Source organism: Pseudomonas sp. UBA7530, assembly GCF_002479365.1.
GTDB lineage: Bacteria > Pseudomonadota > Gammaproteobacteria > Pseudomonadales > Pseudomonadaceae > Aquipseudomonas.
Map to the genome: position 1 here is coordinate 1,134,902 of NZ_DLMS01000011.1, position 12,378 is coordinate 1,147,279.

Here is a 12,378-nt window from a genome sequence, read left to right on the forward strand (position 1 = left end):
GAGGCAGCTCATAGCACCAGTCGACTCAGAAAGCGGCTCAGCAGACCCAGGCCGATGACGACGACCAGTACCACGGTGAGTAGGCGCCAGACGCGAAACGGCTGACGTTCGACCTGATGCTGCGGTGCGCTCAGGTAGTGGTCGACTTTCTGCTGGTCTTCGGGGCTCAGGCGGCTGGTCATGGGGAGGCCTCTGCTTGAATGCGGCTATCTTAGCAGGCTGTTGAAAAACTATCTGCGTTGCCACTGCTGCGTTAAAAACAGGCTCGTGCACGAGTCCGATCTAGGCGCCTCCATCAAAATGCTCATTTACAGTTCGTAAAGTCGAGCGCGACTCCGACCGTTTTTCGCCTGTTTTTGCGGGGCCGCCATCGGTATTGCATTGGCTGCCTCGGCTCGGGCTTCCTGCTTCGTTCTACCTCCTGCATTCATGCAGTCGTCGCCTACGTTTTTCAACGGCCTGCTAGGCGTGCCCGCCAGCCTTGGCGAGCGTCGTTGTTCTGCGGGTCAGATATTGGGTCAATGGCTTGCACGCTCACGACGTCGTCCAGGCGGATGATGCCGCCCTCGATTACACGAGCGGTGATGCCGCCATGGCCGCGCATGGCCTGGAAGGTGCCGGGGCCAAGGCGTTCCTCGAGACGCGCACAGGGCTGGCACCAGCCAGTGGTCTCCAGCAGCGCCTGGCCAATGCGAAAGCGCCTACCTTTCAGGCTGAACAGGTTGATGCCGGCGACCGCAATGTTGCGCCGTAGCTCGCTCGGCTGCATGGGCGCATCGCGGCCGAGCAGGGCGGCGACGACTGCCAGGTGCTCCCATTGAATCAGCGTGACCTGCCGTGCATTGCGCGGCCCGGGGCGGCTGTGATCGCCGGTCAGGCCGGCTTCGCGTCGGGCTTCCACGGCCTCGACTTCGAGTATTGCCTCGCGCGCCCTTGGGCGAACGCCTATCCAGCGTACCTGGCCGACCTGCGGCACCGCGGCGAGCAATTCCTGCAGCGGGCTCACAGGTCGATACCGATGTCGAACAGCAGGCTGCGTCCGAGATTCTGTCGCAGAAAGTCCGGCGCGTCCGGATGGGCGAACAGCACGCGGGCGAAGCGCGGGCCGACCAGTGACAACGAGCGCCAGCCCTGGCGCAGGTATTCGGTCGGAGGCGGGAAATGGCTGTTGCAGTCGAGCACGGCGCGCTTGAGGCTGACGAAGGCGACCAGGTCGAGTTCGCCCAGATCGAGGCCGCGCTCACGGTAGTTGTGTGCCTTCTTGCGCAAGGTCGGCGCCAGGCGCGCCTGCATCTCGCTGGCTGCAATGCGCTTGGGGCGTGCTTCGCGGCGTACCAGCTGGCTCAGGGAAAAAGCGCTGCGGCGCCTTTCCAGCTCGGCACGCCACTCGTCATTGAGGCGTCGCCCTTCGTCGAGCACGAAGAACACTTCGAAATTGGCATCTCGAAACAGCACGTCCGGCGGTTCCTGGCCGCTGGGCGTGAAATCTTCGTTATGGTGGCGCACGTTCAGCGCTTGCAGCAGGCGCTGACAAACCCAGCGCTCGCGTTCCCACTTCCTCGCGTTGGAGAGAAAGGCATTGGCCTGTTCGGCCTGGTGCGTAAGTAGGCGCAGGTAATCGGAGTCGTCCATGTCCAAAGCTTAGCCGGAGCGCCGACCTGCCTGCCAGTGCCTGCAACAGCTGACATCGTGCGTAGTGCCTGTCTCCGAAACCTTCCTGGTCGGCGGCGGGAGTCGGTCCAGGCTGTGATTGTCTGCGGGCAATGAAGATGCAGGCGCATTTCCGCTCGCTCCGTTGTCAAAAACCCTCCAGGGCGCCGGTGTAGACTGCCTGCCATGGCAATGAACGAAGAAACGGGTGCGCGCTATGCCTGTCAGATAGACGCCCGTGATTGCTTTACAGGATCGCGGCATTTTCATCTGATCAAGCAGCAGCGGATAGCGATAGCGCTCGTGAATCAAAGAACTGTCGCTGACAAGTCCGCTCCCCAGCTGTTCAGTGCTCTCAGCGTGGCTACGGTGATCCTTGTGGGAGCGGACTTGTCCGCGAAGCCCTTGTGTCCTGGATGACGACTAGATACAGCGGTATCGTCCTAAAAAAACCTTAACTGACAGGCATTAGGGTACGCACGCATGATCGCTTCCAACCTGCTGGCATTTTCCACCTTGTTCGGCGGTTGGCTGATCTACGGGCTGGCACTGCTCTGGGCGGTCGCTCGCGCGCCCTGGGTCGAGCTGTTCAGCGACCTGCGCCGCCAGCATCTGTTGTTCGGCACCATGCTCGGGCTGTTCTTGTTGTGGCTGGTGCGCCGCGATTTCGATTCCGGGCTTTCCTATCACTTCGTCGGCATGACCGCGGTCACCCTGCTGCTCGACTGGCCGCTTGCCGTACTCGCTGGCCTGGCGGCGCAGCTTGGCCTGCTGGCTATCGGGCGCATGGACCTGGCGTCGCTCGGCATCAATGGCGTGCTGCTGGTGCTGATCCCGGTGCTGGTTACCGAGCTTTGCGCCATCCGGGTCGAGCGCGCGCAGCCGCGCAACCTGTTCGTCTACATCTTCTTCTGCGGGTTCTTCCCGGCCGCGCTGGCGACGCTGATGACCCTGCTCGGCGGTCTCGCCTTGCTGTGGATGGACGGCCTGTTCCCCATGCCGCCCTGGCTGGACGACTTCGCCGGCTACCTGTGGCTGGTGGCGTTCCCCGAGGCCTTCATCAACGGCACCATCGTCACGGCGCTGGTGGTGTTCTATCCGGACTGGCTGGAGACCTTCAACCGCAGCCGCTATCTGCAGGCGCCCTGGAAGGAAAACGATCGCGGCGAATGAATGACGCCGTATTGGCCGATTGAATGCCGCTGGCAGGGTTGATCCCGGTCAATGCTCGGAGCGTGCCTGCCGCCATGCTGTGAAAAAGGCCTCCGAGGGATTCGACATGAGTATTCACAGTTGGGCGAGAAAGGCACTCGAGGGCGATCTGCATGACGCCGAGGCTCAGGGCTACGAGCCTGTGATGGCATTGCGTGCACTATTGGCTGAGGTCGTGCAGCAGAACAAGGCGCTGCGTGATGCCCGGGAACTGGCCCACGAACTGCAGTTTCTCGCCGACAACCTCGACGATGATCGCGACTACGCCTTTATGCGGCCCTGAGGCATCCACTGCTTCGCTTGTGTGGGAGCCGCGTCTCGCGGCGAATGGTTGTGTCAAGGCTAAAGTCAGAAGCTTTCCTTTGAGGCGTAAAGCTGTTCACTTAACGTTGCATGCTTTTGGCTCCCCCCTCCCATTTATGGGAGGGGGGCTGGGGCGAGGGCTGGAAACACCGCAAAACTGCCAGTCTTCTCACTCTCCGAACGCGGCCCGTCCTTACCCTCTCCCCAGATGGGCGAGGGGACTGATCGCGTTGGACCGTTACTTATGTGAACAGCATTACTCTCCGTGGCGGGGCTCCTACATCGGGCCGATCAATGCGGCCGTGTCGGCAGATCGCCGCTGAACATCTCGTCTTCCAGATCGTTGCCAGGGATCGCATGTTCTTCGGCGGCCCAGGCGCCCAGGTCGATCAGCTTGCAACGTTCGCTGCAGAACGGGCGATAGGTGTTTTCGGTCTTCCACTCGACGGGCGCGCCACAGGTGGGGCATTGAACGGTCGTAGTCATGGCTGGCCTCCGCGCAGGGTCAGGTAAAAGTTGTGCAGGCGCTCGACCTCGGCGTCCAGCCAGGCCATATCGCGATCATTGACCAGCACGTCATCGGCATGACGCAGCCGCTCTTCGCGGCTAGCCTGTGCCTGCATGATGGCGCGAACCTGCTCTTCCGAGCTTTGGTCGCGGGCGATGGTGCGTTGGATCTGCAATTCGGCAGGTGTATCGACCACCAGCACGCGCTGGGTCATCTGCCGCTGGCCGGACTCGACCAGCAGCGGCGAAACCAGGATCGCATAAGGCGACTCAGCACGTGCCAGCACCTGAATGATTTCCGCGCCGATCAGCGGGTGCAGGAGGCTCTCCAGCCATCGACGCTGCTCGGAGTCGGCGAATATCAGCTTACGTAGCGCGGTGCGGTCCAGCTCGCCGGAGGTCTGCAGCACGCTGTCACCGAAGTGCTCGGCGATCTTCGCCAGTGCCGGTCGGCCCGGCTCGACTACCCAGCGCGCCGCGTGGTCAGCATCGACCACATGCACGCCGCGCTCCATAAAGCCTTGCGCCACCGCGCTCTTGCCGCTGCCAATGCCGCCGGTCAGGCCGAGTATCCAGGGTTTCATAACGCCAATGCAGCCTTGCTATCTCTCAAGGCCGCGATTGTAGGGGGGATTGCTTGATGATGCGAACCGCGTGTGCGCCTCGAGCTCATGTAGGAGCCGCGCCCCGCGGTGAATGATTCTGAGGGGCAGCGCTAAATTCAAAAGCTTCGCCCCGAGGTGGGGCTCCTACAAATACGCGACCGCGGATCGAAACCAGCGAACCTCAGGCGGTAGACCGTGCAATCTGGGGAAATGTATCGGCGATCCCCGGCTTTCATCCGGGCTACGGGCTGTAGGAGCGGCGCCCTGCCGCGAATCCGCACGAGGCGCCGGGAGCTAGAGGAGCGTCAGAACCCGGCGAACTTCAAATAACTCCCGGTAATCACATCGCCCCAAAGCAACGCGATCCACCCGGCGATCGCCAGATAGGGGCCGAAGGGAATCGGCGTGCCTGAATCACTGCCACGCATGCGCAGCATGATTACACCTAGCACCGCCCCGACCAGCGAGGACAGCAGAATGGTCAGCGGCAGAATCTGCCAGCCACCCCAGGCGCCGAGCATGGCCAGCAGTTTGAAGTCGCCGTAACCCATGCCTTCCTTGCCGGTGATCAGCTTGAACAGCCAGTACACCGACCATAGGCTCAGGTAACCGGCAATTGCGCCCCACAGCGCATCCTCCAGGCTAATGAACAGCTCGAAATAATTGACGATCAACCCCATCCACAGCAGCGGCAGCACCAACACGTCCGGCAGAATCTGGTGATCGGCATCGATCAGACTCATCGCCAGCAGCCCCCAGGCCAACACCAGCATCGCCCCGGCCTGCCAGGTAAAACCGAAATGCCAGGCGACGTAGCCGGAGAGCACGCCACAGGTCAGTTCGACGATGGGGTAACGCTTGCCGATTGGCGTCTTGCAGTTCGAGCACTTGCCGCGGAGGAACAGGTAGCTGATGACCGGTATATTCTCCCAGGGGCGAATCTCATGCCCGCAGCTAGGGCAGGATGAGTTGGGCAGGATCAGATTGAAGGTTTCTGTTGTTGGTGTCGCTGGCAATTCCAACACTTCGCGCGCCTGGCTCTGCCAATCGCGCTGGAGCATTTGCGGTAGACGGTAGATCAGCACATTCAGGAAGCTACCGACCAGTAGACCTAAGACCAGAGCGCATAAAACAAAGGCCAGCACATGGCTGGCCAGAAATTCAAGTACGGGCATTGATTAGACCACGGCCCCCAGCTGGAAGATTGGCAGGTACATGGCGATGATCAGGCCACCGACCAGTACGCCCAATACGGACATGATCAGTGGTTCCATCAGGCTGGTAAGGTTATCCACCATGTTGTCCACTTCAGCCTCATAAAAACTGGCCACTTTATCGAGCATTTCATCTAGTGAGCCAGACTCTTCACCGATAGCAGTCATTTGCACGGCCATCGAGGGGAACGTTCCGGTCGTGCGCATGGAGAAGTTCAACTGCATACCCGTTGAAACATCTGCCTTGATCTTGTTGGTTGAGTTCTTGAACACCACGTTGCCGGTGGCGCCAGCCACCGAATCAAGAGCATCTACGAGTGGCACACCCGCTGCAAAAGTAGTGGACAGCGTTCTGGCGAAGCGTGCGACCGCCGATTTATAGAGAATGTCACCCACGATGGGAAGCTTGAGTACGCTGCGGTCAACCGAGTCGCGTAGCTTCTGAGATCGCTTCATTGCCTCTTTGAACGCAAAGGATGAGGCCAATATGGCGACCACGAAGATGAACCACCATCGTTGGAGAACCTCGGAGATATTGATCACCATCTGAGTGAAAGCTGGCAGTTCTGCACCAAAACCGGCAAAAACATCTTGGAACTGCGGCACCACTTTGATCAGAAGAATTGCCGATACGATGATCGCAACCACGACGACTGCAATCGGATAGGTCATCGCTTTCTTAATCTTGGCTTTCAGCGCTTCGGTCTTTTCTTTGTAGGTGGCGATACGATCCAGCAAATTCTCCAAGGCACCTGCCTGCTCGCCGGACTCCACCAGGTTGCAATAAAGCTCATCAAAGTACTCTGGCTTCTTGCGCAGCGAGGCAGCGAAGCTATTACCTGCGGCGACCTCCTGCTTCACTTCATCCACCAGCTTGCGCATATTGGGGTTGTCGAAACCCTCGGAGATGATGTCGAAAGACTGCAGTAGCGGTACGCCAGCCTTCATCATGGTCGCCATCTGCCGGGTGAACAGGGCGATGTCCATGGGCTTGATCTTCTTGCCCTTGCCAAAGGACAGCGATGACTGCTTGCGCACTTTGGTTGGGTTGATACCCTGTTTGCGTAGCTGCGCCTTGACCAGGGCAGGATTCTGTCCATTGATCACGCCGGATACGGCCGCACCGCGTCTGTCTTTGCCTTCCCACTTGAACGCGCTGTTTTTTAGAGCTTTTTCGGCCATGGTTAATCCTTGGTCACGCGGTTGACTTCCTCAAGGCTGGTAACCCCTTGCATGGCCTTGAGCAAAGCGGAGGTGCGTAAGTCATTAAAGCCGTCTTTACGCATCTGCGCGGCAATATCGATGGAGTTGCCTTCCTCCATGATAATCCGCTGCAGGTTGGGCGTGTTTTTAACCACTTCATAAATACCGACACGACCCTTGTAACCCCCCTTGCAATTGTCGCAACCGACCGGGCCGTAGATCTTGAAGCTGCCGATCTTATCCTCGGGGAAACCTTCGGCCAGCAGAGTTTCTCGGGGGACGTTCACTTCCTTCTTGCAGCTGTTGCACAGCTTGCGTGCCAGGCGCTGGGCGATGATCAGGTTGACCGAAGTGGCAATGTTGAACGACGGCACACCCATATTGCGCAAGCGGGTCAGGGTTTCTGCGGCGCTGTTGGTGTGCAGGGTGGACATCACCATGTGTCCAGTCTGTGCGGCCTTGACAGCGATGGAGGCGGTATCCAGGTCGCGGATCTCACCCACCATGATGATATCCGGGTCCTGACGCAGGAAGGCGCGTAGCGCCTGAGTGAAGTCCATACCTTGCCTGGGGTTGACGTTGACCTGGTTGATACCTTCGAGGTTGATTTCCACCGGGTCTTCGGCGGTGGAGATATTCACATCCGGTGTGTTGAGGATGTTGAGGCCGGTATAAAGCGATACTGTTTTGCCCGAGCCAGTGGGGCCAGTGACCAGAATCATGCCTTGAGGCTGCTTCAGGGCTGTCATATACAGCTCCTTCTGCTCTTCCTCGTAACCCAGTGCATCGATACCCATCTGCGCGCTGGTGGGGTCGAGAATCCGCATCACTATCTTCTCGCCCCAAAGCGTGGGCAGGGTGTTAACGCGGAAATCGATGGCCTTGGTCTTGGATATCTTCATCTTGATCCGGCCATCCTGCGGCTTGCGCCTCTCGGAAATATCCAGCGCGGCCATAACCTTCAGGCGGGCGGAAATTCGCGGAGCCAACTGGATCGGTGGGCGAGCCACCTCATGCAGCATACCGTCCGTACGAAAACGTACCCGGTAGGCTTTCTCGTAGGGCTCGAAGTGCAGGTCCGAGGAGCCACCTTTGATGGCGTCCAATAGCATCTTGTTGACGAAGCGCACCACGGGGGCATCGTCTGCGTCTGCACCTCCCTCTCCGACGGGTTTGTCATCATCTACGGCCTCGACATCCAGGCCATCGAGGTCCACGTCGGCAAGGTCGTCCATTCCGCCGTTGGCGGAGTCGAAGAATTTATCAATGGCATCGCCGAGCTTGTCATCTTCGACCAGGATAGCTTCGGTGGTCAGGCCGGTGCTGAATTGAACGTCTGTAACCGCCTGGTGGCTGGTGGGGTCGGAGATGCCTATGAATAACTTGTTGCCACGCTTCCACAGGGGCAGCACGCGGTGCTGTCGAACCAGCTTTTCACTGACGAGATCGCGTGGCTGAGCGTCCTTGTCGATGGAGTTGAGGTCGAAGAAGGCTACGCCGAATTGCTCGGCAGCCACCTCCGCAAGGGCACGGCTTTTCACCAGCTTGTTCTGCACCAGGTAGGTCACCAGAGGCAGCTTGTTGCGCTGAGCCTGTTGCTGAGCCTGTTGGGCTGCCTTCTCATCCATTAGGCCGGCTATCGCCAGTTGCCTGGCCAGGCCGGAAAGGGAAATGCTCTCGTTCATCACGCGCTCCAAACACAATGCCTGCCTTATAACGTAGTTGCAGATGGCCTGCCAAACACGTCTGCCTGATGTGACAAAAAATGGCAGTTATTGCCTTTCATATGGCTTGAGAACTGGCCGCTGCCACGAAGGTAGCTGGAATTCATGGGTGTCGAAGTTGGCACGCCGGCTGCATTGTTGAGTGTAGGTCGCTGGACCTGTCCATTTTTAGGAGAGAAGAATGAAAGCTCAAATGCAAAAGGGTTTCACCCTGATCGAACTGATGATCGTGGTTGCGATCATCGGTATTCTGGCCGCCATCGCCCTGCCGGCTTATCAGGATTATGTGGCTAAGTCGCAAGTGACTGCTGGTCTGGCTGACATCCGTGGTGGTGTGACGGCGTTTGAAGAAATCATTCAGTCCGGCGCTTCGCGTCCATCCGATGCTGAAGATATTGGTCTGCAGGCTAGCACTGCTCGTTGCGACATCACTCTCACCGGTACCGACGGTTCTGAAGAGATCTCTTGTGCACTGAAAGGTAACCCAAAAGTCGCATCCAAGACTGTTGATCTTGTACGTAATAGCTCCGGTGCTTGGAACTGCGTAGTTGACACTACCATTGAAAGCAAATATCGCCCGGTTGGCTGCAACTAATCGCCTTAGCGGTTAACCAGCTACAGATAAACCCCGCTGCGGCGGGGTTTATTTTGCCTGAGTGCAAACGGCACTTTCATAACAACTCATACAGGTATCTGTCATGCAATACGCACGAGGCTTTACGCTGATTGAGCTGATGATAGTCGTCGCCATTATCGGCATTCTGGCAGCCATTGCGCTGCCGGCTTATCAGGACTATGTGTCGAAATCACAGATTACTGCCGGGCTGTCAGAAGTGACCAGCGGTAAGACTGCCTTTGAGGCGAAGATTCTAACTGAAAGTGTTGTCACCTTTAACTTGGCGGATATAGGTCTACCGGCCTCAACGCCACGCTGTAACCTGAGCATGGATCCTGGCGATAACGGCTTTATCCGCTGCACGCTTAAAGGCAACCCTATAGTCAACGGCAAAACCGTGGAAATTGCCCGTGTTGCTTCCGGAGCCTGGACCTGCAAGGTCGACAGCAGTATCCCCGCCAAATATCACCCGGTGGGCTGTGAATAAATAGGGTTACCGGCCAATAGGCATCCTACCTCCACGCCGTGATACAGACGGTGCTTTAAAAAAGTGAATACGCAGTGTTACAGCAAGCCCGCTCGCCAATGAACGTCCGTATTGCCAGGCCCTTGTTGGCATTGGCTATTTTTTTTCTGGTGCTGTTGTTGTTCTGGCCGGGTGTGTCGGGCGGTTTTCTATTCGACGACTACCACAACATCGTCACCAACGCATTTGTCCAAATAAAAGAACTCAGCGCTGCCAGCCTGTGGAAGGCTTCCAAAGGCTATTCCGATAGCACTCGCCAGTTGGCCATGGTCAGCTTTGCCCTGAATGCCTACTGGGCCGGCATTCACCCCTGGGCCTATAAAGTCACCGGCCTGTTGGTGCATGCCGTCAATGCGGTATTGGTGTACTGGCTGGCGCTGCGCCTGCTGGCTTTTAGCCCGCGAATTCAAGCCGGGCACCTGCCAATGGCCGCGATGGCAGTGGCGTTGGTCTGGGCGCTGCACCCGATTCAGGTGTCCTCTGCCCTGTATGTCGTGCAGCGCATGGAGACCCTGTGCTTCACCTTTTTGTTTATTGCCTTGTTGCTGTATTTGCGCATACGCAGCCAGCAGATCATTGGCGAGCCAGTCAAGTTCTGGCTGTGGTTGGGGCTGCTGCTCAGCTTTGTGCTCGCGACCCTGTTCAAAGAGAGTGCGGTTTTACTGCCGCTGTTTTGCCTTGCGCTGGAGGCAACGGTGCTGGGCTTTGCCGGCAGTAGCGGCCAGCGCCGCTTCTGGCGTATCAGCTATGGCGCGGGCTCTGCTTTAGCGCTGCTGGCTTTTGTTTTTTGGGCAGTACCGCATTACTCCAGCCTGGAGCCTTATGGTGGGCGTGACTTTAATACTGTTGAACGTCTGCTGACTCAAGGGCGCGTGCTTTGGCTGTACATTCAGCAAATGCTGCTTCCGCTGCCGCAAACCATCTATTTTTATTACGACGATATGGCTGTGTCTCGTGGTTGGTTGCAACCATTCACCACCCTGCCTGCCGTTGTTGGCCTAGTCTTGCTATTTGCTCTGGCCGTTTACTGGCGTAAGCGTTTTACGTTGGCAGCGCTAGGTGTCTTCTGGTTTTTTGCCGCGCACTTCATTACCAGTAATGTAATCGGTTTGGAAATGGTGTTTGAGCACCGCAATTACTTTGCTCTGCTTGGCACTTCACTGCTGGTGGTTGAGCTGGTTAGCCGCTTACCCGTGCGTGATGGCCCGGCCATTAAATATGTGGGTGTGGCCGTGCTGGTACTGGGCGTGGGTTTTCTGGGTGTAGTGCGGGCTGCCACCTGGGGCAACCCTATTTTGCTGGCCACGGATATGACCTCGAAAAATCCCAATTCGGCGAGGGCAGCAATGGATATGGGGGTAGCTTATTTCGAGCTATCTGATGGCGATGTAAATTCGCCTTTCTACCATTTTGCGGCTAGAGAATTTGAACGCGCGTCAGCATTGCAAGGTGCCAGCACCCTGCCGGATGTCAATCTGATCTTGATGCACGGCGCTGCCGGGTTTCCCGATGATCTTATTGATATTGAGGCCGTCTGGCAGCGCTATTTGCAGCGTTTGCGAGCCCTCCACCTGAGTGTTGAAACCCGTGATTCAGTCTGGTCATTGCTGAAGCAGCGCTTGAATGCCCGTAATATCGACGATGACAGGCTGCAGCAGGCCATGACGATCATTTTTGAGCGCCAAGAGCAACCGGACTACCGCCACGCCATGATGGCCGATTATCTGCTGCTGCATTTGGGCAAGCACGAACAAGCCGAAGCACATTACCGTGTGGCTATCAGCAAGGCGCGAGAAAAAGGCAACCAACAGCTGATTGAGCGCATTGCTGCTGATCTGGCCGCATCCGGCTATTCCCAGCTGGCAAACGAGCTCACCGGATTAACCATCGCGCCCGAAGATATTTTGCTCAACAGATTGAGGCTGGACAGCACTCTGTTGCAACAACTCAATGAGGGGGGTAACTAATGCAGGGTTTATCCATCATTCTACCCGCAAAAAATGAATCTGCCGCCATCGGCGCAACGGTGTCCGGCATTCACCAGCACTGCCCACATGCCGAGGTGATAGTGGTCAATGATGGTTCCACTGACGGCACGGCAACGGTTGCCGAGGCTGCTGGCGCCAGGGTTGTCCATCATCCATACAGCAAAGGCAACGGCGCGGCGATCAAGACCGGTGCGCGAGCTGCCAGTGGTGAGATCATCGTATTCATGGATGCCGACGGCCAGCATGACCCGGCTGATATTCCCCGCCTGCTGGTGTTGATCGAGCAGGGGCACGACATGGTCGTGGGGGCGCGTCAGAAGGGTTCACAAGCCAGTGTGGGGCGCGGCTTGGCCAATGGCTTTTACAACAAGCTCGCCAGTTGGATGACTGGGCATCGTGTCGAAGATCTCACGTCCGGCTTTCGGGCCGTTCGGGCAGATAAGTTTCGCGAGTTTCTTTACTTGCTGCCCAACGGCTTCTCTTACCCAACCACCAGCACCATGGCTTTTTTTCGTGCGGGCTATTCGGTCGCTTATGTGCCGATTCACGCTGCCCAGCGTATCGGCAAAAGCCATATCCGCCTGTTACGTGATGGCACCCGTTTTTTGTTGATAATCTTCAAGATCGGTACGTTGTTTTCTCCGGTGAAAATCTTCGCCCCGGTGGCGCTGGTCATGTTCCTGCTGGCTTCGGGCTGGTATGGCTATACCCTGTACAGTTTCGGTCGCTTCACCAATATGAGTGCGTTGCTTTATAGCGGGTCGGTGATGGTTTTTCTGATGGGCCTGATTTCTGAGCAGATCACGGCCCTGATGTACAAGGGATAGTGA

At 57.6% G+C, this 12,378-nt stretch carries 14 protein-coding genes; 6 read left to right on the top strand and 8 right to left on the bottom strand.

From position 1 onward, the window contains the following. Positions 1–8 precede the first annotated feature (8 nt). From B2U07_RS18995 to B2U07_RS19005, 3 genes are all read right to left on the bottom strand, one after another. The gene (locus tag B2U07_RS18995; RefSeq protein ID WP_161864860.1) at positions 9–182 is read right to left on the bottom strand and encodes a DUF3094 family protein; all 174 of its coding nucleotides are present in this window, start codon (positions 180–182) and stop codon (positions 9–11) included. Positions 183–451: 269 nt separating this feature from the next. Beyond that, complete coding sequence (locus tag B2U07_RS19000; RefSeq protein ID WP_275547216.1) at positions 452–1,006, bottom strand: MOSC domain-containing protein; 555 nt, start codon at positions 1,004–1,006, stop codon at positions 452–454. Further along, positions 1,003–1,632: a DUF1780 domain-containing protein gene (locus B2U07_RS19005; RefSeq protein WP_197859181.1), complete on the bottom strand. Its 630-nt coding sequence runs from the start codon at positions 1,630–1,632 to the stop codon at positions 1,003–1,005. The genes B2U07_RS19000 and B2U07_RS19005 overlap by 4 nt, the downstream gene beginning before the upstream one ends. 501 nt (positions 1,633–2,133) lie before the next feature. On the opposite strand from B2U07_RS19005, the gene B2U07_RS19010 reads away from it, so the two are divergent. Next, positions 2,134–2,823 carry an energy-coupling factor ABC transporter permease gene (locus tag B2U07_RS19010; protein WP_197859182.1) on the top strand — a complete coding sequence of 230 codons (690 nt, stop codon included), beginning with the start codon at positions 2,134–2,136 and terminating at the stop codon, positions 2,821–2,823. Between the two features lie 106 nt (positions 2,824–2,929). Continuing rightward, positions 2,930–3,145, top strand: a complete 216-nt coding sequence (locus B2U07_RS19015; protein ID WP_197859183.1) for a hypothetical protein — start codon at positions 2,930–2,932, stop codon at positions 3,143–3,145. A 311-nt stretch (positions 3,146–3,456) separates the two neighbouring features. Here B2U07_RS19015 and yacG read toward each other — a convergent pair whose 3' ends face one another. The 5 genes from yacG to pilB form a co-directional block, all read right to left on the bottom strand. After that, positions 3,457–3,651 (bottom strand): DNA gyrase inhibitor YacG, encoded by a 195-nt coding sequence (gene yacG, locus B2U07_RS19020; RefSeq protein ID WP_197859184.1) that lies wholly within the window; start codon positions 3,649–3,651, stop codon positions 3,457–3,459. Continuing rightward, entirely contained in the window at positions 3,648–4,256 is a 609-nt protein-coding gene (coaE, locus tag B2U07_RS19025) for a dephospho-CoA kinase (protein WP_197859185.1), read from the bottom strand. The genes yacG and coaE overlap by 4 nt, the downstream gene beginning before the upstream one ends. A 326-nt stretch (positions 4,257–4,582) precedes the next feature. After that, positions 4,583–5,452 carry a prepilin peptidase gene (locus B2U07_RS19030; RefSeq protein ID WP_296277466.1) on the bottom strand — a complete coding sequence of 290 codons (870 nt, stop codon included), beginning with the start codon at positions 5,450–5,452 and terminating at the stop codon, positions 4,583–4,585. 3 nt (positions 5,453–5,455) lie between these two features. Further along, positions 5,456–6,673, bottom strand: coding sequence for a type II secretion system F family protein (locus tag B2U07_RS19035; RefSeq protein WP_296277468.1), 1,218 nt, complete (start codon positions 6,671–6,673; stop codon positions 5,456–5,458). A gap of 2 nt (positions 6,674–6,675) precedes the next feature. Beyond that, positions 6,676–8,379, bottom strand: a complete 1,704-nt coding sequence (gene pilB, locus B2U07_RS19040; RefSeq protein ID WP_296277470.1) for a type IV-A pilus assembly ATPase PilB — start codon at positions 8,377–8,379, stop codon at positions 6,676–6,678. A 220-nt stretch (positions 8,380–8,599) separates the two neighbouring features. On the opposite strand from pilB, the gene B2U07_RS19045 reads away from it, so the two are divergent. The 4 genes from B2U07_RS19045 (at position 8,600) to B2U07_RS19060 (ending at position 12,375) form a co-directional block, all read left to right on the top strand. Beyond that, positions 8,600–9,013, top strand: a complete 414-nt coding sequence (locus B2U07_RS19045) for a pilin (protein WP_296277472.1) — start codon at positions 8,600–8,602, stop codon at positions 9,011–9,013. Positions 9,014–9,116: 103 nt separating this feature from the next. Next, a complete protein-coding gene (locus tag B2U07_RS19050) occupies positions 9,117–9,521 on the top strand; it encodes a pilin (protein ID WP_296277474.1) in 405 nt (134 codons plus the stop codon). 98 nt (positions 9,522–9,619) lie between these two features. Next, positions 9,620–11,527 carry an ArnT family glycosyltransferase gene (locus tag B2U07_RS19055; protein ID WP_296277475.1) on the top strand — a complete coding sequence of 636 codons (1,908 nt, stop codon included), beginning with the start codon at positions 9,620–9,622 and terminating at the stop codon, positions 11,525–11,527. Further along, positions 11,527–12,375 (top strand): glycosyltransferase family 2 protein, encoded by an 849-nt coding sequence (locus tag B2U07_RS19060; RefSeq protein WP_296277477.1) that lies wholly within the window; start codon positions 11,527–11,529, stop codon positions 12,373–12,375. Before B2U07_RS19055 ends, B2U07_RS19060 begins: the two co-directional genes overlap by 1 nt. The last annotated feature ends 3 nt before the right edge of the window (positions 12,376–12,378 follow it).